Origin of the sequence: Sorangium sp. So ce1335 (genome assembly GCF_051521615.1) — a bacterium.
In the GTDB taxonomy this organism is placed as follows: Bacteria; Myxococcota_A; Polyangia; order Polyangiales; family Polyangiaceae; genus Sorangium.
This window is the reverse complement of sequence record NZ_CP150363.1, coordinates 944039-967174: the sequence shown is the minus strand read 5'-3', so window position 1 is coordinate 967174 and position 23136 is coordinate 944039. Positions and strand designations below refer to the sequence as shown.

The window sequence follows — 23136 nt, the reverse complement described above, 5'->3', positions numbered from 1 at the left end:
GCAGCGGGTCGCGCCGGCTGACAACCGTCGTGGCGGGGCGCGGAGGTCGAATCCGCTCCGTCGCAGCTGGAGAGCGGACACCGGGCTGAGCCGTGTTTGGCCCGCGCGCGAGGGCGCCGCGGCGCGCGCCCGCACGGCCGCCGAGCCCGACGCGGGCGCCGCGGGCGCGGGCTACTGAGCGACGACGTCCAGGTTGTCGATTCCCCAGCTCTCGTCGCCGATCCACTGGAGCCCGCTGCCGGAGAAGCGGATCTCGATGTCCGAGGCGCTGTGAGGGAGCTCGTACGAGAGCCGGTACACCGAGTCGCCGAAGTGGTCGTATCCGAGCGAGTTCGACTCGGCCGCGCCCGTGCGCGCCGGGTGGGCGCCCTCGCCGAGCAGATCGGGGTACGACTGGGGCACCTGGTTCGCGTTGGTGAACGTCATCTGGAGCGTCCGCGGGCTCCCGGACGCGCCGAGCGAGAAGACGTCACCCGCGTCGCCGTCCCACGAGCGGATCACGTAGAGATCGAACGAGACCTTCACGCGCGCGTGGGGCGCGAGCCCGGTGAGCCGGAGCGACACCGTCTCGTTGTTGAACTCGCCGAGGAACCGCCGGCCCCCGATCGGGGTCACGCCGGTCCTCGTCGACGACCACTCGGGGCCGATGGGCCCTTCGAAATCGCTCCGGTAGAGCTCTCGCAACCCCTCCGTCGGCGGCGCGGCGCTCGCCGCGGAGTCGGCGAACGCCGGATCGCCCGAGTGGCCGACGTCGAGCACGCACGCGTCGAGGAGGAAAGGATCGGTGACCCCCGCCGCCGCGCACGCCGCGGCGGCCGCCTCGCGCGCCGCCGGGGAGAGATCCGAGACCGACGCCGATCGCGCGGGGAAGCCGGGGAGGGTGAACGTGTCGACGCTCTCTCCTGGCGCGTAGTCGAAGAGCGACTCGGCGGCGGAGATCCGGTAGCTGTCGCCGAAGACGTCGTAGAGCTCGTCCCGCGAGAGCGGCGGCGCGAGGGCGACGCCCGCGCGCGAGGTGAAGTCGTCGTCCGGCGCGCCGTTCCCGTTGCCGAGCAGCCCGCGGAGCAGCCCGGCGCGGCCCGGCGCCGGGTAGACGAGCACGTCCACGTGCGCGGCGCGCGCGGTAACCTCCACGTGATCGCCCGCCGCCGAGGTGACGACGTGACGGCCGTGCCCGTCGTGGTAGACGGCGTGCCCACCGGGCAGATCGAGCTTTCCCGCGACCTCGACCGGCGCGCCGTCGACCCGGAGGGCCGGTGAGGCGCCCGCGTAGAACCCGAGCCGCGACGCGCCGACCCGCACCGCCACCGCGGTGTTCACGGCGATCGCGTCGCTCGCGCCGAGCGGCTGCTCGCGCACCTGCACGGCGAAGTCGCGCCCGCCGTCCACGAGCACGTACTCGCCCGCGCCCTGGAAGTCGTAGAAGACGCCGTCGAACGTGCGGAGGTGCGGATCGCCGTGCGAGCCGCCGGGCGGCGTCCCCGGCGGGGACGGCGGCGCGGCGCCGCGGCAGTCGAGGCGCACCGGGAGGCTCCTCTCGCGGGCACCGTAGCGGTCCTTGAACGAGATCGTGAGCGCGCCCGTGGACGACGACGGCTCGGCGCCGCACGCGGCGCGCACCGCGAGCGCGACCGACTCGCTCGGCGCGAGCGTCCCCCCCGCCCGCGACTCGAGCTGGAGCCAGGGCACGCTCGACGCGATCGCATAGCCGATCTCGCTGCCGCGGTTGATCAGCTTGATCGTGCGCAGCGCCTGCTCGCCGACCTGCCCGCCGAGCTCCGCGCCCTCCAGCGCCGGATCCCCCGGCGGGGGCCTCGTCACCGCGAGGCAGCTCGCGCCGTACTCCTGGTAGAGCGCGGTGTCCCTGAAGTCGTCGAACGCCTGCTTCAGGTTGCACGACGGCGGCTCGGGCGCCCCGGGGGGGAGCTCGTCTCCGTCTCTCGGCGGCGCGACGCACTCCCAGTCGGTCAGGTTGAGCCCGGCATACGAGGGGTTCTGGTAAGCGAACCAGACGAGCGACTGGATACGACAACCGTGCTCCTCGTTGTACGCCGCGACGTCCTGGTAGGCCTTCTGGATGAACCCGCGCCGGTACGGCTGCTCCGCGTAGTGCTCGCCCTCGTGCTCGTACAGGCTCCCGGCGTGGTTGAACTCGGTGATGTAGATGGGCAGCGCCGCCCCGCCGGCGCCGTCCACGATGTCGAGCTGCAGCTTGTAGTTCTGGAAGCCGTCGCGCGGGTCGTCGCTGCGCGGGTCGGGGTTGCCGCCGCGGCCCCCGTAGGTGTGGAGCGCGAGGCCGTCGGCGTGGTCCTTCGTCTCGCGGACGAGGCAGTGAAGGTACTTCTTGTAGTCCATGTCGTGGGCCTCGGCGCCCGGGCAGCTCGCCGTCGTGTCGGCGTTGAGCGGCCCGACCGCGCCGACGAGCAGCCTGGCCGACACGCCCTCTTCCTTCATGCGCCGGCGGACGTCGCGGAAGCAGCTCGCGTACTGGGCGACGGTGAACCCTTCCCGGTCCGGATCCTCGCTGTTCTCGAAGGCCGCGTTCATCTCGTTGCCGAGGATGAACGTCGTCGCGCAGGGGCCCTTGCAGACCTCGTTGTCGGCGATGCGCGCCATCGTATCGACGACCTCCTCGACCCAGGCGGGGTCGCAGCTGTCGCCGCTCGCCGGCGGGAGGGTCTGACCGTAGCTGTAATCGAACCGCACGATCGGGCTGAATCCGTCGTCGATCATGCGCTTGTACCGCTGGTAGTCGACCTCGCCGCCGCTCGGCTTCGTGTAGTGGACGAAGACGGTCCAGCTGCTGCGCGCCGGGCCCCCGGGCGGCGTGATGAGGTTCGCGGCCGCCCGCTCGTCCGCCCTGTCCTCGATGCTGTGGACGCCGAAGAGGTAGCTGGCCTCGACCCGCGCGGGGGTCTCATGCTCTGGCGGCAGCCGCGGTATCCGCATCGCGAGATCTGCCGCCGAGGTCTCGTCCGGCGCCGGCGCGTCGGCGCCGCACCGCGGGAGAGCGAGGAGCGTGACGAGGAGGATCGAGCCGTTCACGAGTCGAGATCTCAAGGGGACTCCTTTTGCATGAGGACCCGCGCCCTCACGCAACCGGCGTGCCTCCGCGCCGCGCCGCGACTCCGCCGGTCGCCCTGCCTCCGGCCGCGGCGAACGCGGGCCTTCAGGGCCGCGCCGTCCGCGCCGCGGCAAGGCAACGATTGCCGACCCGGCAAGAGCTGCCTTCCGGGCCGGGACGTTCGCGCAACCGTTGCTCTGCGCCTCGGCGCCGCCGCGCGCGGGCCCGGGGCGGACGCGCTCGGCGCCGGCGATCCGGCGGCCGGCGACCCCGCCGCCGCGGTCGCCCACGCCGCGCTCGCGACCCGGGCTCATCGGCAGGGCCGCTTGACCGACGTCGCCCGCCGGGCCAAGGATGGCCCGGTGAAGCTTCTTCACGGGATCTCCTCTCCTCGGGGAAGCGGACGCGAAGACGGACGCAGGCGCGGAGCCGGCGCGGCGGGCCGCTCTCGCCCCCACGCGCCGGCGCCCCCGGAGCCCGCCGGCCGCCGGTGATGCCCGTGCCGCGCCCCCGCAGGCATGCCCCCGGCGCCGTCGCGCTCTCGGCCGCCCTCGCGGCCGGCGCCCTCGCGGCCGCCGGCTGCGCCGAGCCCGCCGCGGTCCGCCCCGCGCCGGCCTCGCCGCGCGCGGCGCCGGCCATTTCCGGAGCCGCGCCCGCGCCCGCGCCCATCGGCCTTGCGGACGCCGGCCCCGCGAAGCCCGCCGGGCGCCGCGCCAGCCTCCAGTTCCAGATCGACGACCGCCCGTTCCCCTCCCCGCTCATCGACGCCGTCGTCTCCGGCCAGCCGGCCGTGCTGATGGTCGACACGGGCGCCTCGCACCACGTCCTCGCCCGCTGGCTCGCCGACGAGCTCTCCCTGCCCCTCTCGACCGCCGGCGACGTCGCCGTCGACCACGCCGGCCGGCCGCTGCCTGTCTCGCGCATCGACGACGCGAGCCTCGCGCTGTCCGGGTGGGGCCGCGTCGACGCCCCCGCATTGCTCGTCGTCCCGGTGCCCGACGTCCTCCGGCGCATCGGCATCGGCGGCGTCCTCGCGCCGCAGGAGCTGGCCGCGCCGGGGCGCGCCGTCGTCCTCGACCTGCGCGACGGCCACATGACCGAGGCGCCGCGCGACGAGGCCGCCCGCGCGCTCCGGGCGCGGTTCGGCGACGCCGCCGTCGCGGAGCTCGCCCGCTGCGGCGGGCCCAATCAGGGCAGCGAGCTCACCGCGAAGGCGAGCGTCGAGGGGATCGCGGTCACGCTGAAGATCGACTCGGGCGCGTCGCAGAGCTCGCTCTTCGCCGTCTCCCCGGCCGGGAAGACGCTGTCGCGCAGGGCGACGGGCGACCGGAGCGCCTACGCCGCCTCGGGCAAGCACACGGTCCCCGTCCTCCCGGGCGCTCGCCTCCGGCTGGCGGGCTTCGACGCCGCCGCCGACATCGATTTCCTCCCCGGCGAGCGGCGGGCTGCCTGCCCGTCCGACGGATTTGCCGGCATGGATGTGCTCCGCACCTGTGTGCTGGTGCTCTCCGAGGACGGCGGCCTCGCCGGCTGCGCCCCGCGGTGACGCCGGAGGCGCGCCGCCGCGCCGTCCGGCGCGGCGCGCGCCGCCGGGGCCTCGCCGCCGGGCAGAGCGCCAAGCGCCAGCGGGGGCGCGATGCGTCGTGGTAGAAGGGGCGCGCGTGGACGTCCCCGTCGCCGCGTCGGGGGGGAGGAACCCGGCTCCCCGCGACGTCGAGGCGCCCGTGCTGGTCGGGAGGCATCATGACGACAGGTTTCGAGTTCTTGACCCAGGATGACGAGCGATTGCTGCTGGAGAAGTCGACCTGCGTCACCTACCGGCCAGGCGAGCAGATCCTCGAGGAGGGCTCGCGCAGGCAGGGCATCTTCATCGTGCGCAGCGGCCTCGTCGGGGTCGAGGTCGCCCACCTCGGGCGCGGCGTCGCGCTTCGCCAGCTCGGCCCCGGCGCCATCTTCGGCGAGATGTCGTTCCTCGAGAGCGCCGCCGCGAGCGCCTCCGTCGTCGCCCGCGAGGAGTGCACGCTCGACGTCATCGAGGGCCCCTATGTCCACTCCCTCCTTGCCTCGGTCCCCGGCCTCGCCGCGCGCTTCTACCAGTCGCTCGCGATCATGCTCGCCCAGCGCCTCCGCGAGAACACCGCGATGCTCCCCCCGCTCCTCGTCGAGGACGTGCCGCAGGTCAACCGCTTTCACGCGGCGAGGACGGGCCAGGCCGGCACCAACAACATCCCTCCCAAGCTCATCGACACGGTCGAACAGTTCAAGTTCGAGATGATGATCGCCGACAGGATGGTGAAGGAAGGCAAGCAACCCGAGGCGGAGATCCAGGAGAAGGTGAGCGCGGCGTGCCAGACCATCGTGTCCGCGCTCCGCGAGCACATCGAGCGCGAGCGCCACCTCGAGAAGGGCATCGGCGCCTACGTGTTCCGCGAGACCTTCTCGCTCTTCATGCTGAGCCGCACCGTCGACCGCTGCTACACGAAGCCGCGCGGCTACGCGGGCGATTTCTACACCATCGAGATGATGTACAACGACGAGCCCGCGGGCGACGGCCGGCTCGGCCGCTTCATCGACCACTGGGGGCTCGAGCTCGAGGCCTGCCGCGCCGTCAAGAACCGCCGGGGCGTCCTGAGCCGCGCCATCCGCGAGGCGTGCCGCGTCCACGCGTCCGGCCCGGTCCTCATCACGAGCCTCGCGAGCGGCCCCGCCCGGGAGCTCTTCGACCTGTTCGCGGACGGCAGCGAGCCGCCCGACATCAAGGCGACGTGCATCGATATCGACAACCAGGCGCTCGCCTACGCCGCCGGCATCGCGGACCAGCTCGGCGTGATGGATCGCTTCAGCTTCGCCCAGGACAACGTCGTGCGGCTCGCCCACGGCCGCGGCAGGACGGTGCTCAAGCCCCAGCACATGATCTACAGCATCGGGCTCACCGACTACCTGCGCGACGATCTCGTCGTGAGCCTCCTCAACTGCATGTACGACAAGCTCCTCCCCGGCGGCATCGCCGTCATCGGCAACTTCGGCGTGAACAACCCGAGCAAGGCCTTCATGGACCACGTGCTCGAGTGGGAGCTCATCCACCGCAGCGCCGACGATCTGAAGGCCCTGTTCGCCCGCTCGAAGTTCGGGAGCACCCCTGTCGAGGTGCGCGCCGAGGAGGCCCAGGTCAACCTGTTCGCCTTCTGCAACAGGTCGTGACGCGCCCGCGCGCCGCCTCGCTCCAGCGGAGGTTCAACGGGGCTCAGCGGAGCCAGCGCACCTCGTACTCGCACGTGGGGTGTCCCTCGAAGCGGCACCTCGTGTGCAGGCTCTGGCCGCCGCGCGCGCCCGCGAGCCGCAGCGCGTTCTCCTGCCACGCCGGCACCGCGTCCCTGCAGGTCTGGCGCCCCGGGTCGGCCTGCGGATCGACGCCGAGATAGAGTATCAGGCGGAAGAACCGCTCGCCCTCCGCGAAGGGGGCGAGCCGACCCCCGTTGAAGTACATGCCCCACATCACGCCGGCTTGCCGCATGACGAGCGCGGGCGTGCCGAGCTTGAGGAGCACCTTGTGCGCGAGCGTCAGGTCCTGCTCGGCCACGTAGCCCGCGAGATCGCGGATGACGCCCGTCTTGTTGGGCCACCGCGAGATCTCGTCCGCGATCACGTTCCAGATCGACACGGGGTACCAGCTGTGCGCCACGAGGTCGGGCGAGGAGAAGACGGCGCGGACGCTGGCGGGCAGCTTCGCGTCGAGGACCGAGATCGCCTGGCTCCCCCACCGCGTCAGCAGGTAGGTCCTCGCGTGCATGAGCGCTGAGCCCCGGATCTTCATCGCGAAAGCCGCTCGTCCAGGATAGAGGGTCCCCCGCGGCGGGGGCCAGCCTCGAGCGCCGCGGCCCGCCGCGCGCGCCGGCCGCACACCCCGGCGCCGCCGCTGCCACGCGCGCGCCCTCGACACCACACGCGCGCGCTCACTGCAGGCGCTCGGCGGCCGCCGCCGGCGGCGGCGCGTCGCCGGAGCCCTGCGCCCGCCGCGCCTGCGCGGACGCGTCGAGGACGGCGCGCACCGCCTGCGCGAGCTGCGTCGGCGTGTACGGCTTGGAGAGGAAGTGGACGGCGCCGTCGCGCAGCCCGCCCGGCAAGGCGGCGTCCTCGATGTACCCCGACGTGTAGAGCACGGGCAGCGCGGCGCGCGCGCGGGCGAGCGCCGACACGACCTCGGGGCCGCGCGCGTCCGGGAGGACCATGTCGCTCACGAGCAGGTGGATGGCGCCGGGGTAGGCGGCGGCCAGCGCGACAGCCTCCTTGCCGTTGCGCGCCGCGAGGACCGAGTAGCCGAACGAGCGCAGCGCGGAGACGCAGAGCTCGCGCACCTGCGCCTCGTCCTCCATGACGAGCACCGTCTCCTCGCCCCCGACGACGGCGGAGATCGACCGCGCGGGCTGCTCGCAGGGCGCGCCGCGCACGCGCGGGAACCAGATCGTGAAGCGCGTCCCCTGGCCCGAGGCGCTGGAGAACCAGATGTGGCCGCCGTGCTGCTTGACGATGCCGTGGCACGTCGCGAGCCCCAGCCCCGATCCTTTGCCCGGCTCCTTCGTCGTGAAGAACGGCTCGAACACGTACTGCTGGATCGCGTCCGCCATGCCCTGCCCGGTGTCCGTGACCGTGAGCTCCACGTAGTCGCCCGGCTCGATCTCGGGCCTCCGCGCCGCGTCGTCCGGGCCGACGTGCGTGTTCGCGGTCTCGATTCTCAGGCGGCCGCCGCCGGGCATCGCGTCGCGCGCGTTCACGGCGAGGTTCATGAGGAGCTGCTCGAACTGCCCGCGATCGATGCGGATCGGCCACACCTCGCAGCCCGGCAGCACGTCGAGCTCGACGTCCTCGCCGACGAGCGGGCGCAGGAGCGACTCCACCCCGAGGACGAGCGCGTTCGGGTCGACGACGGTCGGCTGGATGAGCTGCTTGCGCGCGAAGGCGAGGAGCTGCCGCGTGAGCGACGCGGCGCGCTCCGCGGCGGTGCCGATCTGCGCGAGGTGCTCGAGGACGGGCGGCGCCAGCTGCGCCTTGCGCGCCGCGAGCTCCTTGTGCCCGAAGATCGCGGTGAGCATGTTGTTGAAGTCGTGCGCGACGCCGCCGGCGAGGCGGCCGATCGCCTCGAGCTTCTGGCTGTGCAGGAGCTGCTCCTCGAGGCGCCGGCGCTCGGTGATGTCGAGGCTCGTGCCGACAAGCCCCGTGATCGCCCCGGACTCGTCGGTGAGGAGCTGCGCCGCCATCTGCACGTGGCGCTGCTCGCCGGTCGACGGGCGCACGATGCGGCACTCGACGGGGCAGGCGATGCCGAGCGGCGACGCGCTCTCCGCGCCGCCGAAGACGCGGTGGCGATCCTCGGGGTGGATGAGGCTCGCGAGCAGCTCGAACGTCGGGCGCGTCGACGGGGCGACGCCCAGGATCTGGTAGAGCTGCTCGGACCAGCGGACGTCGCGCGACGCGAGGTCGTACGACCAGCTCCCCACGTGGGCGATGCGCTGCGCCTCGTTCAGCATGCGCTCGCTGCGGCGGAGCTCCTTCTCGGCGCGGCGGCGCTCGGTGAGGTCGACGACGACGCCGAAGAAGCGCGACGGCGGGCCCGCCCCGTCGACGATGGGCAGGCTGCTCAGGAGGCAATCCCGCACCGCGCCGTCCCGGCGGAGCACGCGGAACGAGGCGGCGCCCGAGCCCTCTCTCGCCTCGATCGCCCGCTGCAGGAGGGCCGCCATCCGCTCGCGATCGTCAGGGTGGACGGCCGCGAGGAAGGCCTCCGTCGACGGCGCGTCCCTCGCGGGATCGCAGCCGAGGATCCGGAAGAGCTGCCGCGACCAGGTGACGACGTTCTGGTCGCGCTCCCAGAGCCAGTTGCCCATCTGCGCCGCCTGCTCGGCCTCGTCGAGCTGCGCCTCCCATTCGGCGGGACCGATGCCCGGCGCCTCGCCCGCGCCGGACGCCGGTGCGTGCGGGACGCGCGCCGAGGCGGGCTGGCCCGACGCGCGGACGCGCGACAGCTCGCGCTCCAGCTCCGCGACGCGCGCGCGGAGCGCGTCCAGCTCACGGCTCGCCGCCGCGCTCATGGCCGTCCTGCTCCTCGACGTCGCGCGGCGGTGCTCATGGGGCCGCATTGTATGCCGCGGCGGGCCGCGCGGGGGGTCCCTCTTCTGCGGCGACGGACGCAGGCGCGCGGGACGGAGATGCCTAGCCCCGGCGGCGCACGAGCAGCGTCCGCGTGATCTCCACGACCTTTTCCTTGACCCTGCCGTCGGTCTTGCCGAGCTCCGGGGTGAACAGGTCGGCGCCCTGATCGAGCAGCGCGCGCGGCGGGGTGTTCTTCACGCCGACGACGCGGAGGGTGACGCTCCCGGCGCCCGCACCGGCGTCTTCCCGCGCGACGACCTTCGACGCGGCGTAGAGCGTGTCGCCCGCGAGCACGCCGCTCGGGTGGGCGCCGTCGTCGAGGCCGAGGTCCCAGACGGCGCACCCGGCCGTGTCCCTGCTCGAGAGCGCGAGCACCCAGGACAGCACGAGCCCCCCGTGGACGACGCGCGTCCTGGCGAAGGAGCTCGACCGGCAGTACTGCTCGTCGAGGTGGAGCGGGTGGGAGTTGCGCAGGAGGGTCGCGAGCTGCATGTGCTCGCTGTTGCCGACCGTCCTGCCGACCTCGTGCGTTATCACGTCGCCCACCTCGAGGTCGTCCCAGAAGCAGGCGAAGCCGCCCTGGCGCGGCGCCGGCGGCAGCGGCCCGTCGAGCGCCTCCGGCAGGCGCGCCGGCGGCGCGGCGGGCTGCACGACGGCGTGCGGCGCGTCGGCGGAGCGCTCCGCGACGCTGCCGCACGGCACGAGCGCCTTGCGCTCGAACGAGCAGACGAGCAGCCCGTCCTGGTTCACCACCTGCGTCCGGACGTGCACGACGCCCTTGTCGCCGGTGGAGACCGGCTTCTTGCCGATGACCATCGAGCTCGCGCGCAGCGTGTCGCCCGGGTAGCAGGCGTCCGGGAAGCGCACGTCGATGTACGCGAGGTGCGCGATCGCCTGCTCGCTCACGTCGTGAACGCTGAAGGAGATGCCCAGGTTGAGCAGCAGCAGCGGGCTCACCGGCCTGTCCCGGAGCCCCAGCGCTCGGGCCGCGACGCGGCTCGCGTACGTCGGGATCGCGTCCTGGAACGACGCCGCGAAGAGCGCGAGCATGCCCTCGTCCACGGTGACGTCCCAGGGGTGCGCGTACACCGCGCCGACCGTGAAATCGTCGAGCTTGCGGCCGTAGCGGGGGGAGCGGACGCGGGCCATCGGTCCGCGCGATCATGTCACAGGCGCGTTCCGCTGACGACAGCGCCTGACGGCAGCGCCGCCCGCGCCCGCGCTCGCCCGCCCACCCGCGCGCCCCCGCGCCAGCGCGGGATCCCGTCGGCGCGCCGTCGCTCGCCTTCGCTCAGGGGAGCGCCCCCTCGAGGAGGGCGCGCGCGATGCCCTGCGCCAGCACCTCGCGCGTGCCCAGGTGGAAGGAGAGGCTGCGCGCGTCGAGCAGGAGCCTCGCCGGGACCGACGCCTCGGCGTAGCCGTTCGCCCCGTGGATCTGCACGCAGGCGTCGGCCGCGTCCCAGGCCGCGCGGCTCGCGAAGAGCATCGCCATCGCCGAGGTGACCTCGCACGGCTTCCCCGCGTCGGCCGCCTGCGCCGCGACGCGCGCGAGCTGGCGCGCGGCCGCGACGCGGGCGACGAGCCCGCCGAGCCGGTGCCCCACGCGCGGGAAGGAGATGAGCTGCGACCCGAACTGCACGCGCGTCTTCGCCCGCTCGAGCGCGAGCTCCAGGGCCGCCTGGGCCACGCCGACGCTGCACGCCGCCGCGTAGATGCGCCCGACGACGAGCGCCCGGTGGATCTGGCTGATCCCCTCGCCCTCGCGCTCGCCGAGCAGCGCCTCGCGGCCGACGTGGAGCCCCTCGATGCGGAGCTCGTAGTGCCCCATGCCCCGCTGTCCGAGCGCCCGCACCTCGGCCCCGGCGATCCCCGCGTCCGGGAAGTCGGCGCCCGGCGCGCCGCGCCGCTTGGCGATCGCGAACAGGCTCGGCCCGAGCGGCTGCTGCCCCTGTCCGCCCGGCGTCGCGGTCCTCGCCAGGGTGAGCACGAGGTCGGCGCGCGACGCGCCCGTCACCCACGCCTTCTTGCCGGTGATGACGTAGCTCCCGTCGCTCTGGCGCTCCGCGCGCGTGGCGACGCGCGCCAGGTCCGAGCCGTAGGCGGGCTCCGAGAACGCGAGGGCGCAGCGCGCCTCGCCGGCCGCGATGCGCGGCAGCCACGTCCGTCGCTGCGGCTCGGTGCCGGACCGGGCGAGGAGGTCCGCCGCGATGGCGGCGGTCGTCGTGAGCACGCCGAAGCCGAGCGAGCCGCGCGCGAGCTCCTCGATGGCGGCGACCATGGCGGCCACGCCGAGCCCGTCGCCCCCGTTCTCCGGCGCGATGGCCAGCCGGAACACCCCGAACTCCCCCATGCGCCGGACGATCGACTCCGGGATGAGCCCGTTGCGCCGGTGGATCTCCGGCGCGAGCGGCTCGACGAGCCGCTCGACGAAGTCGCGCATGTTGTGCCGTATCCACCCCACGCGCTCGTCCTCGGCGCCGCCGCCGCCGAGGGTCCCCTGCTCCGCCGCCGTGCGCGCGAGCGACGCGACGGCCGCGCCCGAGCCCGCGTCGCGCGCCCACGCCGCCACCGCGGGGTGCCCTATCGCCTTCGTGACCTCGTCCTCGCGGAGCTCGAGCTCCCCGAGCGGCGCGATCTCTCCGCCGCCCAGGTCGACCCCCCCGCGCAGCGCGAGCACCAGCGCCGCCGTGTGCGCCTCGGCGACCGCCCTCGCCTCCCCGCCGCCCACCTCCCAGGCCCACCCCGCGAGCGCGCGGCACGCCTCGATCTCCGCGTAGAGGTGGGCGAGCGCGTGGGCGGCGATCTGGTGCCGATCGAGCAGCATCCGCGACACGTGCAGCGGCACCGCGCTGCTCCTTGCGAGGCCTGCGCTCCTCGGCGCGCTCCGGAGCCCCGTGGTCGCCGGCCCTCCGACGTCCACGACGCGGTCGCGCAGGCGTCCTCGCGCCATGCGCGCGAGCTGCTCGACGGAGCCGATCGCCTCGCGCATCCCTCCTGGGCTATCGGCCTCGAGCTTTCGAGAAACGATGGTGGCGTGCTGCTCCCGTATCGCCCTCATCCCAAGTCCCCCCGGACAAGCCATTCTGGCGGATGCAGGGCATAGCACCTCTGCGCGCCAAGGCATCGCGCCTCGAGGCGCGTAGACTCGCCGAGGATGTCACCCTGAAGCGTGTTCGTCGAGCCAGGGCGCAGCCCCGGTGGCCTCGATTGACGCGCTTTGAAGGCCCTCCCCGAGCCCTCTCGCTCCTTCCGTCCCGCAACACGTCATCGGAGCTGTTCCCTCAGGAACGTCTCAGTCTCGGACGCCGCCCAGATCAGCCCCAACATACCCCGCCAACTCCACCGCAGGCCGGGCTAGCCGACTCCACCGCAGGCCGGGCTACATGCTGACCGCCGCCACCCCCGCCCCTCGTCCCCTGCAGGCCCGGAGCAGCCTCTCCCCCAGCTCCACCGCCCACGCCCGCACGTCGTCCGCCCGCGGGCATGGCGGCACCGCGTCGATCGCGTCCTGGATGAGCCGCTGCAGCAGCCGGGTCGTCCCCGAGACCCCGAGCTCCAGCGCCGTGTTGGGCCGCCCGAGCGCCCCGTCGCGCCCCGCCGGCTTGCCCATGTCTTCCGGCCGGCCGATCAGGTCCAGCACGTCGTCCGCCACCTGGTACGCCTCGCCGATGCGCTGCCCGAGATCGCCCCAGGCGGCCGCGTCCTGCCCCGCGGAGAGCGCGCCGAGCGCCGCCGCCGCCTCGAACAGCGCGCCCGTCTTCGCGCGCCTGTAGGTCGACAGCGGCACCTTCGCCTCCGACTCCCACGCCTGCCCGGCGATGATCCCCTGCGGCATCCCGACGCCGGCCGCGAGCACCTCGAAGAACCGGACGCCCCTCCGCGCGTCGGTGACGCCGCTCGCCACGGCGTGGAACGCGCCGCGCGCGAGCGCCTCGAACGCGAGCACGATGAGCTGGTCGCCGGCGAGCACCGCGACCGGCTCGCCGAACGCCCGGTGCACCGACGGCTGGCCGCGCCGGATCGGCGCGTCGTCGAAGCAGGGAAGGTCGTCGTGGACGAGCGAGGCGCAGTGGATGAGCTCCACCGCCGCCGCCGCCGCGTCGGCGACCTCCGGCGCGGGATCGCCGTACGCCGAGGCGACCGCCAGGCAGAGCCTCGGCCGGACGCGGGCGCCGCCGGGGAAGACGGCGTGGTGCGTCGCCGCCAGGAGCCCGGGCGGCGACGCGGGTGACGCGAGCGATTCGATCGCGACGAGGAGGACGCGCTCGATCCGGCGGTCGAAATCCATGGAGAGCAGTGTTGAGGACGTCCGGGGGGTTGTCAATGGTTTGTACCCAAGTTACACAAAGCATGGACACGGCGAGCGCGGCGAGTACACTCCGGACCCATGGCGGACACGAGAGATCGCGTCGTGGTGATCGGCGGGGGCATCGGCGGGCTGACCGCGGCCGCGCTCCTTGCGTCGAGCGGGCTCGATGTCGTGTTACTCGAGCGCGCGGCGCGCGTCGGCGGAAAGATGCGCGAGGTGGTCCTCGGGGGCCGCCCGATCGACGTGGGCCCCACGGTGCTCACGATGCGGTGGGTGTTCGACGAGGTCTTCGCGTCGGTCGGGCTCCGCTTCGAGGACCACGTGCGGCTGCGCCCGGCCGAGACGCTCGCGCGCCACGCGTGGCCGGACGGCGCGACGCTCGACCTCTTCGCCGACGTCGAGCGCACCGCCGACGCGATCGGCGCGCTCTCCGGCCCGCGGGAGGCGGACGGGTACCGCCGGTTCTGCCGGTACGCGCGCGACATCTTCGACGTCGTCGAGGCGCCGTTCCTGCGCGCGGAGCGGCCCACCCTCAGGACGATCCTGAGCACCGCGGGCACCCTGGGAGTCGGCGGGCTCATGAAGATCGACGGGCACCGCACCCTCCACCGCGCGCTCGGCGACTTCTTCGCGGACGAGCGCCTGCGGCAGCTCTTCGGGCGCTACGCCACCTACTGCGGCTCGTCCCCGTACCTCGCGCCGGCGACGCTGAGCGTGATCGCGCACGTCGAGCGCGAGGGCGTGTGGTTCCCCGAGGGCGGCATGTACAGGGTGGCCGAGGCGCTCGCCGCGGCCGCGACCCGCGCCGGCGCCACCCTGCGCTGCGGCGCGCACGTCGCCGCCATCGAGGACGGCGGCGGCCGCGCGAAGGCCGTCGTGCTCGAGGGGGGCGAGCGCATCGAGGCCGGCGCGATCGTGATGAACGCCGACCCGGCGGCGCTGCGGAGCGGCCTGTTCGGCCAGCGCGCCGCCCGCAAGGCCCCGTCCGGCGCCCCGCGGTCGCTCTCGGCGGTCACGTGGGCGCTCGTCGCCGAGGCGAGCGGCTTCCCGCTGCTCCGGCACAACGTCTTCTTCTCCGCCGACTACGAGGCCGAGTTCCGCGACCTCTTCGAGCGCGGCGCCCTGCCGCGCGACGCCACGGTGTACGTCTGCGCCGAGGACCGCTGGAACGCGCCGTCGCCCGAGCCCGGCGGCGCCGCGCCAGGCGAGGCTTCGCCCGGCGGCGCCGGGGGGGCGCGCGCCGGAGAGCGCCTGTTCTTGATCGTCAACGCCCCCGCCAACGGTGATACCCATCCCCCCTCAGCCACGGAGATCCATGCATGCGAGCAGCGCGTCTTCCATCAACTGCAGCGGTTCGGCCTCTCGCTGACGAGGTCCGGGCCCTCTCCGGTGGTGACAACGCCGGCGGACTTCGAGCGCCTGTTCCCGGCGACCGGGGGGGCGCTGTACGGGCCGGCGTCTCACGGGTGGAACTCCCCCTTCGCGCGGCCGGCCTCGCGCTCGAAGCTCCGGGGCCTGTACTTCGCGGGCGGGAGCGTGCACCCGGGGGCGGGCGTGCCGATGGCGGCGCTGAGCGGCCGGCTCGCGGCGCAGAGCGTGATGGAGGACCTCGCTTCGACCTCGAGATCCCGCGCGGCGGCTATGCCTGGTGGTACCTGGATGCGGTGAGCGACGACCGCCGGTGCGCGATCACGATCATCGCGCTGCTCGGCAGCGTCTTCTCGCCGTACTACGCCCGCGCGCGCGCGCGCGGCGCCGACGGCGACGGCGACGACGCGGACCCGCTCATGCACTGCTCGATGAACGTCGCGCTGTACGGTCCGCGCGCCGACCGCTGGGCGCTCACCGAGCGGCCGCGGGGCGCCGTCTTCCGGTCACAGCGCTCGCTCGCCATCGGCCCGAGCCTGATGGAGTGGTCCGGGGGCGAGCTCCGCGTCGCGTTCGACGAGACCACCGCGCCCTTCCCCACGCGGCTCGCCGGGTCGGTGCGCCTGCGGGCGGAGGCGGCGGGGCCGGGGGCGGGCGGCGCGCCGGCCGCGGTCGCGCTCGACCGGGAGGGGCGGCACCGGTGGGCGCCGCTCGCGCCGATCGCGCGCGCCGAGGTCGAGCTCACGCACCCGTCGCTGCGCTTCACCGGCAGCGCCTACCTCGACACGAACGCCGGCGACGAGCCGCTCGACCGCGCGTTCCAGAGCTGGACCTGGTCGCGCGCGCTCGGCGCGGACGGGGTCGCGCTCACCTACGACGTCCAGCGCCGCGACGGCACGCGGCTGCTCGTCGGGCGCGCGTTCGACGCGGGCGGCGGCGCGCGCGAGCTGCCGCCGCTCTTCCCGCGGCCGCTCGGCGGCACGCGCTGGGGCATGGAGCGGAGCATCGCGGCCGACCTGGGCTCGTCGCCGCGGCTCCTGCGCACCTACGAGGACACGCCGTTCTACGCGCGCTCGCTGGCGGCGGCGACGTTCGGCGGCAAGGCGGCGACGGTCGTGCACGAGGCGCTCTCGCTCGACCGCTTCGTCAGCCCCTGGGTCCAGTTCCTCCTGCCCTTCCGCATGCGGAGGGAGCCGTGAGCGCGCTGCTCCACGCGGCCGCCTGCCTGCCCCTCGCCTGGGCGCTCGCGGTGGCGAGCGTCTCCGCCGAGGCGGCGCGGCGCGCCGCGCGACGGCGCCCTGCCGGTCCGGGCGAGGCGCCCGCTGCCGAGGCGGGCGCCGCGCGCGTGCTCGTCGTGCGCCCCTGCGCCGGCCCGGAGCCGCACCTCGAACGGACCCTCCGTTCGCTCGCCGGCGCCCGGCTGTCCGCGGCCGCGCGCTGCGTCTTCGCGGTGGCGGACGCGGGCGACGGCGCGCTCCCCGCCGCGTCCGCCGCGGCCGAGGCGCTCCGCGCCGCCGGGATCCCCGCGGAGGTCGCGCTCACCGCGGCCGCCGGCCCGAACCGGAAGGCGGCCCAGCTCGCCGCGGTCGTCGCCCGGGAGGCCGCGCCGTTCGACGCCGTCCTCGTCGCGGACAGCGACGTCGACCTCGACGGCGTCGACCTCGACGCCCTCGTCGGTCCGCTCCGCGACGGCGCGCGCCCCGCGCCGCTCGACGCGGTGTGGGCGCCGCCCGTCGAGGTCGCCCCGGCGGCCTCGCTCGGCGATCGCGCCTCGGCCGCGGTGCTCGGCGCCTCGCTCCACGCCTTCCCGCTGCTCGCTGGGCTCGACCCGCGCGGGCTCGTCGGCAAGCTCTTCGCCGTCCGCGCCGACGCGCTCGCCGCCGCGGGCGGGTTCGCGGCGCTCACGGCGCACCTCGGCGAGGACATGGAGCTCTCGCGCCGCCTCCTCGCGCGGCCCGGCGCGCGCGGCGCGATCGCCGCGGCGCCCCTCGTCGCCCCCTCGCTCGCCTCGGGCCGGGCGCTCCGCGACGTCGTCGCCCGCTACGCGCGCTGGATCACCGTCATCCGCGCGCAGCGCCCCGCGCTCCTCGCGAGCTACCCTGCGCTCTTCTTCGCGACGCCGCTCATCGCCGCCCTCGCCCTGCTCGCCGCCCCCGTCGCGCCGGTCGCGGCGGCGGCCGCGGTCGTGATCGCCGTCGCGAGCCGCGTCGCGGTCGCCGCGTGCGCCTCGCGATGGGCCGGCCGGCGCGCGTCGCTCTTCGCCGCGGCCGCCGACGCGTGCCTCGCCGACCTCGTCCTCGGCGCGGCGTTCCTCCGGGCGCTGTCGACCCGCACCGTCGTCTGGCGGAGCGGCCGGTTCACGATCGACCGCCGCGGCCTCCTCCGGGAAGCCGGGGCGTGATCGGCGCGCGGGGTCGCGTCCAGTGAGCGAGCAGCCGCTCCGCCGCCTGCCCGACGACCGAGGGCTCCGCCCGGTGGAGGTACTGGAAGCCGTCCACGTCGAGGGCCAGGTCCTTCGCGCCGGCCACCTTGCGGATCGCCCGGTGGATGCGGTCGAGCTCCGCGGCGACGGCCGCCTCCTGGGCCGCGCACGCCGCCTCGGTGTCGCGCGCCCCGCGCCCCGCCTCCGCCTCGCCGCGCCCCGCCTCCGCCTCGCCGCGTTCCGCCTCGCCCGGCCGGAGCGGCGCGGCCACGGGCTCGCCGATCGACAGGTAGAGCCGCGGCCGCTCTTCCCCGGCGAGCTCGTACCGCAGCGCCACGGGCAGCACCCGGGCCCGCCGCGCGACGCGCGCGATCTGGGCCGCGCCGGCGCGGAAGCCGAGCGGCCGCTCGTCCGACGGCCGCTCCCGCCCCTGGGCGAAGATCCACACGGCGCGGCCGGGGCGGTCGAGCAGCCGCGCGGCGTACCGGATCGCGGCCGTGCCGTCCGAGGGCAGGTCGAGGTCGACGCCGAACGCCCCGACGAGCGCGAAGAACGGCAGCCGGCGGAGGTTGTCCGCGTCCATCATGGCGTGGCCGTCGACGTCGAGCAGGTGCTGCGACGCGTGCAGGATGACCAGCGGATCCCACCACGACACGTGGTTCGCGACGAGCAGGAGCGGCGCCTCGGCCGCGAGGGCGCGCGCCGCGTCGACCCCCCGCGCGAGGACCGCGCCGAACGTGCCGTGGATCCGCGCGCGCGCGTGCGCCGCGAACCAGGCGTTGAACCACCGATGCTTGCGCGCTGGAATCACCGCGGGCTCCCGTCGCGGGAGCCTACACCGCCCCGGCCCGCGCTTTTGCTCGAGGAGACCGCGCGATGACGCTTTCTCTCGTCCTCTGGATCGTCACGTCCCTGGCCGCCTTCGCGGCCATGGAGGGGTGGGCCGCGTTCCTCCACGGCAAGGTCTGGCACCGCGCCCTCTGGAGCATCCACCGTTCCCACCACACGAAGCGGCGCGGCGTCTTCGAGCGGAACGACGCGCTCTCGTTCCTCCACGCCCCGATCGCCACCGGGCTCATCCTGTACGGCTGCGTGGGCGCGCCGGGCCCGCTACGGGAGGCGGCCTTCGGCTTCGGCCTTGGCATGACCGCCTTCGGCGTCGCCTACGTCCTCGTCCACGACGGCCTCGTCCACCGGCGGCTCCCTGTCTCGGGCCTCGCGCGCATCCCCTACCTCGCGCGCGTCCGGGACGCGCACCGCGTCCACCACAGCACCGGCGGCCCGCCGTACGGACTGTTCCTCGGGCCCCTCGTCGTCGCGCGGCGGGCATCGGCGGGCGCGCATGCCACGGGCGGCGCGCAGGCCGCGCACACCGGAGACGCCATCGACGCCACGGGCGCCGAGCGTGATGTCCGGATTGGCAACGCCTGAGAAGAAGAAGAATTCAACGTAAAGGCGCAAAGACGCAAAGGCGCAAAGAGAAAAAGAAAAATATCTTTCCTTTCTCTTCCCGAGAGGGAAAGGAAAGCCTCATTTCTCTTCTTGAGAGAGAAAGGAAAACCTCATCCCTTTCTCTTCTTCTTTGCGCCTTTGCGTTGCATTCTCCCTTGAGCCACCTGCGCCGCCCCCGGAGACCGTCGCGGCCCCCCACCTGCCCCCCAGGTCAGCGCGCCCGGTAGAGCTCCCGCACGAGCCCCGTGCCCCAGCGGCCGATCGCCCGGAGCGGCAGCGCGCTCACGACCTCGCGGTACACCTCGGGCCGCCGCGCCGCCGTCTCCCGCAGGAACCGCACGAAATCGGCCGGCTGCATCTCGTCGCGCAGCAGCGCCGCGTACGCGTCGTTGCCCATCGCGTGGAGCACGGCGAACGCCGTGTTGAGCAGCGCGTTCATCTCCGCTGCCCGCGCGCCGCCCGCGGGCCTCGCCATGAGCGCCGCGAGCGCCCCCGTGCCCGAGTGGACCGGCGCGTCGCGCGCCGCGCTCGGCGCGCCCGGATCCTCCACCGCGCGCGCGAGGTCCGCGGCCGTCGCCGCGAGCTCGCGCACGTTCGCGCCGAAGCCGCAGAACGTCAGCGGCGAGTGCCGCGCCGCCGCGTCGCCCACGAGCCGCACCCGCCGCCCCGGCGCGCGCGGCGGGGCCGACAGCCGCGACCAGCCCGGGATGAACCCGAACGTCGGCCGGACGAGCCGCGCGTCGCCGTCCTTGTACCGCGGGAGCAGCCGGAAGAACCGCGCGTAGAGCGACAGGAGCGCGCCCGGCCCGACGTCCCCCGCGCGCGCGTAGTAGAAGAGGTAGACCGTCGTCTCGCCCCGCCGCCCCGGGAACGCCTCCCAGAGGTGCTGCCGCCCCTCCTCGACGTCCTCCGTCGTCGCCAGGATCTCGCCCACGTCCGGCCGGATCTGCCGCTCGCCGTCGCCCTCCGCGAGCCCCGCGAGCACGCCGCCGACCGTCGGGCAGACGAGATCCGCCGTCGCGTACGGGCTCGCCGCGCCCCGCGCGTCGACGAGCAGCCGCGCCGACAGCGCGCGCGGCGCGGCGCCCGGCCGCGCCTCGGCCACGGCGAGCGCGACCGCGTCCGGCCCCTCCGCGTGCCCGACGAGCGCGTGCCCGTCGAGCAGCGCGACCCCGAGCGCCTCGGCCCGGGCCCGCGCCGCGTCGAGCAGCCCCCCCGCGTCGATCGCGTGGTCGAGCACGCCGCGCACCGGGTACGTCCCGCCGCCGTGCCACCGGCACAGCCCCTCGGCGTAGCGGGCGACGACGAGCCGCTCGACCTCGTCCCGCGCGAAGAGCCCCGACGCCGAGAGCGCGTCCACCTCGGCCGTCCCGGCGTTCCACTCGCGGTGCGCCGCGCCGATCCGCGCCCTGTCGAGCACCGCGACCCGCAGCCCGGCCGACGCGAGCAGCGGCGCGAGCAGGAGCGACAGCCCGCCGCCCGCGATGACGACGTCGTAGTCGACGGCGGCGCCCCTGTCGGGCGCCCGCACCACCTCGCCCCCGCGCGGCTCGATAGGCCAGGGCGGCGCGACGCGCGCCGCGTCGAGGTGCCCGAGCCGCGCGGCCCGCGCCGCGTCGAGGTGCTCGAGCCGCGCGAGCAGCGCCTCGCCGCCCGCCTCGCGCACGCGCTCCCGCGCCGCGTCGAGCTCCCGCGCCGACGCGGCCTGCGGGCTGACGGCCCCGGCCCTCATCGCGCCGCCTCCAGGAGGAAGCGGACCTCGTCGAGCGGCGGCGCCGCCCCGTGCGCGCGCTCCTCGTCCGGCGCCGCGGCCCGGCCGACGAGCGCCCGCAGCACGAGCCACGCCTTGCGGCCGGGCGACACGACCGCGCGCGCCGACACCGAGTCGAAGCCGCGGCGCGCGATCTCGCGCCCGATGTCAGCGTAGATGAGCCGCGCCGCCTGGATCGCGGCCCGGCAGTCGCGCGGCAGCATCGGGATGCCGGCGCCCGCGCGGCGGTAGAGCACCTCCGCCTCGTCGAGCAGCCGCGCCACGATCCGCCCGAGCCGCTCGTCGAACGCGGGCCGCGCGAGCCACAGGTCCGGGTCGATCCCGGCCTCGCGCATCCACGCGAGCGGCAGGTAGACCCGCCCGCGCCGCGCGTCCTCCCCGACGTCGCGCGCGATGTTCGTGAGCTGCATGGCGACGCCGAGGTCGCACGCCCGCGCGAGCGCGTCGGGCCCCCGCGCCCCCATGAGCGCCGACATCGTCGCGCCCACGGCGCCCGCGACGCGCGCCGCGTAGGCGTTCAGCTCGGAGAGCGTCTCGTACCGGCGCCCCTCCGCGTCCCACGCGAACCCCTCGAGCAGCGCCTCGATGAACGCGCGCGGCAGCGCGTGCTCCGCCATCACGCGCCCGAGCGCCCGGTCGACGGGGCTGTCGTCCGGCGCGCCCATGGCCGCGCGCGCGAGCCGCTCGCGCAGCGCCGCCACGGCCGCCGCGGCGGCGGCCGGCGGCGCGTGCTCGCCGAGCTCGTCGACGGCGTCGTCCGCGACCCGGCAGAACGCGTAGAACGCCGACGCCGGCTCCCGCACGCGCGCCGGCAAGAGGAGCGCGGCCGCGGCGAAGCTCTTCGACCCCTTGCGCAGGAGCGCCTTGCACGCGGCGAAGTCGGCCGCCGACGGCTCAGAGGAACTTCGATGCATCCGGGACCACCTGATCCAGCACGCGCGCCGACGAGAGCACCCCGGGCAGACCGGCCCCCGGGTGCGTCCCGGCCCCGACGAGGTAGAGGTGCTCGACGTCCTCGCTCGCGTTGTGCGGCCGGAAGAAGGCGCTCTGCGTGAGCACCGGCTCCGGCCCGAACGCCGCCCCGCGGAACGACAGCAGCCGGTCCTGGAAGTCCTGCGGCGTGAGCAGCCGCGAGCTCGCGAGCGCGCCCTCGAGCCCCGGCAGGAGCGTCGCCTCGAGCAGCGCCGCGATCGAGCGCCTGTAGCGCTCCTGGGTCGCGGGCCAGTCCGTGCCGCTCAGCAGGTTCGGCACCGGCGACAGCACGTAGAACGTGTCGCAGCCGGCCGGCGCCAGGGCCGGATCGGTCGCCGTCGGGCGGTGCAGGTACAGGCTGAAGTCGTCCGCGAGCACGTGCCTCTGGAAGATGTCCTCGAGCAGCGCCTTGTAGCGCGGGCCGAGGAGGATCGTGTGGTGCGCGACGTCCGGGTACTGCCGGCGCGTGCCGAAGTACCACACGAACAGGCTCATCGAGTAGCGCTGCCGCTCGATGCGCCTGTCGGTCCAGCGCTTGCGCGCCTCCGGCGGCACGAGGTGCCGGTACGTCCACGCCGAGTCCGCGTTCGACACGACGACGTCCGCCCCGATCCGCTCCCCCGACGCGAGCTCCACGCCGCGGGCGCGGCCGCCCTCCACGGCGATGCGCCGCACCTCGGCGCCGCACCGGACCTCTCCGCCGAGCCCCTCGATGAGCGACACGAGCCCTCGCACGAGGGCGCCCGTGCCGCCGATCGGGAAGTGCACGCCCCAGTTGCGCTCGAGAAACGCGATCAGGCTGTAGATCGACGTGGTCGAGAACGGGTTCCCGCCGACGAGCAGCGGGTGGAAGCTCAGCACCTGGCGCAGCCGGTCGTCCTTCACGTGCTTCGCCACGAGCCCGTACACGGTGCGGTAGCTCTCGAGCCGCACCATGTCCGGCACGATGCGCGCCATGTCCATCCACGACCCGAACGGCACGTGCGCGAGCTCCTCGAACCCCACGCGGAAGATCGCCTCGCTCGTCTTGACGAAGCGCTCGTACCCCTCGACGTCGCCTGGTGACAGGCGCGCCACCTCGGCGCGCATCGCGGCGGCGTCGCCCGTGTAGTCGAACGTCGCGCCGTCGTGGAAGCGGATCCGGTAGAACGGCGTCACCGGCCGCAGGTCGATCTCGTCGGCCATGCGGCGGCCGCAGAGCTGCCAGAGCTCCTCGAAGAGGAACGGCGCCGTGATCACGGTCGGCCCCGCGTCGAAGGTGAAGCCGTCCTGGCGGTGCACGTACGCGCGCCCGCCCGGCTCGTCGAGCTTCTCGACGACCGTGACCTCGTAGCCCCGCACGCCGAGCCGCACGGCCGCCGCGAGGCCCCCGAAGCCGCTGCCGATCACGACGGCGCGCGGCCTGCCCCGGCGGCCGCCGGCCACCCGCCGCGCGGGCTGGGCGGCGACGCCGCCGTCGCCCGCCGGGGAACCGGGCAGATCCGGGTGCGCCGAGGAAGCGCTGGTGTTTTGCATGGCGCCGAGTATAATGTTTGTCGCAGCCTTTGACAAAGGCGAAAAACGTCGTCCCAGGCAGGTCGCCTGGGCCTCGCTGCCCGTCGGCTCGGCGCTTCGAGCCGGCGGGGTCGGCC

16 protein-coding genes are annotated in these 23136 nt (G+C 75.0%); 6 read left to right on the top strand and 10 right to left on the bottom strand.

Annotation, left to right across the window (positions count from 1 at the left end):
• Positions 1 to 171 precede the first annotated feature (171 nt).
• Positions 172 to 3060: a VWD domain-containing protein gene (locus WMF24_RS03480; RefSeq protein ID WP_437734911.1), complete on the bottom strand. Its 2889-nt coding sequence runs from the start codon at positions 3058 to 3060 to the stop codon at positions 172 to 174.
• A 497-nt stretch (positions 3061 to 3557) separates the two neighbouring features.
• On the opposite strand from WMF24_RS03480, the gene WMF24_RS03475 reads away from it, so the two are divergent.
• Together WMF24_RS03475 and WMF24_RS03470 are read left to right on the top strand one after the other, a co-directional pair.
• The gene (locus WMF24_RS03475; RefSeq protein ID WP_437738756.1) at positions 3558 to 4610 is read left to right on the top strand and encodes a retropepsin-like aspartic protease; all 1053 of its coding nucleotides are present in this window, start codon (positions 3558 to 3560) and stop codon (positions 4608 to 4610) included.
• A 197-nt stretch (positions 4611 to 4807) separates the two neighbouring features.
• Positions 4808 to 6265 (top strand): cyclic nucleotide-binding domain-containing protein, encoded by a 1458-nt coding sequence (locus WMF24_RS03470; RefSeq protein ID WP_437734910.1) that lies wholly within the window; start codon positions 4808 to 4810, stop codon positions 6263 to 6265.
• A gap of 43 nt (positions 6266 to 6308) precedes the next feature.
• Here WMF24_RS03470 and WMF24_RS03465 read toward each other — a convergent pair whose 3' ends face one another.
• The 5 genes from WMF24_RS03465 to WMF24_RS03445 form a co-directional block, all read right to left on the bottom strand.
• Entirely contained in the window at positions 6309 to 6854 is a 546-nt protein-coding gene (locus WMF24_RS03465) for a hypothetical protein (RefSeq protein WP_437734909.1), read from the bottom strand.
• 163 nt (positions 6855 to 7017) lie between these two features.
• Positions 7018 to 9150: an ATP-binding protein gene (locus WMF24_RS03460; protein WP_437734908.1), complete on the bottom strand. Its 2133-nt coding sequence runs from the start codon at positions 9148 to 9150 to the stop codon at positions 7018 to 7020.
• Positions 9151 to 9271: 121 nt separating this feature from the next.
• Positions 9272 to 10360 (bottom strand): MaoC family dehydratase, encoded by a 1089-nt coding sequence (locus tag WMF24_RS03455; RefSeq protein ID WP_437734907.1) that lies wholly within the window; start codon positions 10358 to 10360, stop codon positions 9272 to 9274.
• Positions 10361 to 10502: 142 nt separating this feature from the next.
• A complete protein-coding gene (locus WMF24_RS03450; RefSeq protein ID WP_437734906.1) occupies positions 10503 to 12200 on the bottom strand; it encodes an acyl-CoA dehydrogenase family protein in 1698 nt (565 codons plus the stop codon).
• 390 nt (positions 12201 to 12590) lie between these two features.
• Positions 12591 to 13499, bottom strand: coding sequence for a polyprenyl synthetase family protein (locus WMF24_RS03445; protein WP_437734905.1), 909 nt, complete (start codon positions 13497 to 13499; stop codon positions 12591 to 12593).
• Positions 13500 to 13598: 99 nt separating this feature from the next.
• On the opposite strand from WMF24_RS03445, the gene crtD reads away from it, so the two are divergent.
• The 3 genes from crtD to WMF24_RS03430 are packed head-to-tail and all read left to right on the top strand — an operon-like array spanning position 13599 to position 17289.
• Positions 13599 to 15188, top strand: a complete 1590-nt coding sequence (crtD, locus tag WMF24_RS03440) for a 1-hydroxycarotenoid 3,4-desaturase CrtD (protein WP_437734904.1) — start codon at positions 13599 to 13601, stop codon at positions 15186 to 15188.
• Positions 15185 to 16087, top strand: coding sequence for a carotenoid 1,2-hydratase (locus WMF24_RS03435; protein WP_437734903.1), 903 nt, complete (start codon positions 15185 to 15187; stop codon positions 16085 to 16087). The genes crtD and WMF24_RS03435 overlap by 4 nt, the downstream gene beginning before the upstream one ends.
• Positions 16084 to 17289: a glycosyltransferase gene (locus tag WMF24_RS03430; protein ID WP_437734902.1), complete on the top strand. Its 1206-nt coding sequence runs from the start codon at positions 16084 to 16086 to the stop codon at positions 17287 to 17289. The genes WMF24_RS03435 and WMF24_RS03430 overlap by 4 nt, the downstream gene beginning before the upstream one ends.
• Here the strand turns inward: WMF24_RS03430 and WMF24_RS03425 are convergent.
• Positions 17246 to 18121, bottom strand: a complete 876-nt coding sequence (locus tag WMF24_RS03425) for a lysophospholipid acyltransferase family protein (RefSeq protein ID WP_437734901.1) — start codon at positions 18119 to 18121, stop codon at positions 17246 to 17248. The two genes, WMF24_RS03430 and WMF24_RS03425, sit on opposite strands and share 44 nt — an antisense overlap.
• 65 nt (positions 18122 to 18186) lie before the next feature.
• Between WMF24_RS03425 and WMF24_RS03420 the strand changes: the two genes are divergently transcribed.
• Positions 18187 to 18741 (top strand): sterol desaturase family protein, encoded by a 555-nt coding sequence (locus WMF24_RS03420; RefSeq protein ID WP_437734900.1) that lies wholly within the window; start codon positions 18187 to 18189, stop codon positions 18739 to 18741.
• Positions 18742 to 18973: 232 nt separating this feature from the next.
• Here the strand turns inward: WMF24_RS03420 and WMF24_RS03415 are convergent, their stop codons facing one another.
• From WMF24_RS03415 to WMF24_RS03405, 3 genes are read right to left on the bottom strand one after another with little or no spacing between them, the layout of a single operon-like run.
• Entirely contained in the window at positions 18974 to 20494 is a 1521-nt protein-coding gene (locus tag WMF24_RS03415) for a lycopene cyclase (RefSeq protein WP_437734899.1), read from the bottom strand.
• Positions 20491 to 21447, bottom strand: a complete 957-nt coding sequence (locus WMF24_RS03410) for a phytoene/squalene synthase family protein (protein ID WP_437734898.1) — start codon at positions 21445 to 21447, stop codon at positions 20491 to 20493. Before WMF24_RS03410 ends, WMF24_RS03415 begins: the two co-directional genes overlap by 4 nt.
• Complete coding sequence (locus WMF24_RS03405; RefSeq protein WP_437734897.1) at positions 21428 to 23020, bottom strand: phytoene desaturase; 1593 nt, start codon at positions 23018 to 23020, stop codon at positions 21428 to 21430. The genes WMF24_RS03410 and WMF24_RS03405 overlap by 20 nt, the downstream gene beginning before the upstream one ends.
• Positions 23021 to 23136: the final 116 nt, after the last annotated feature.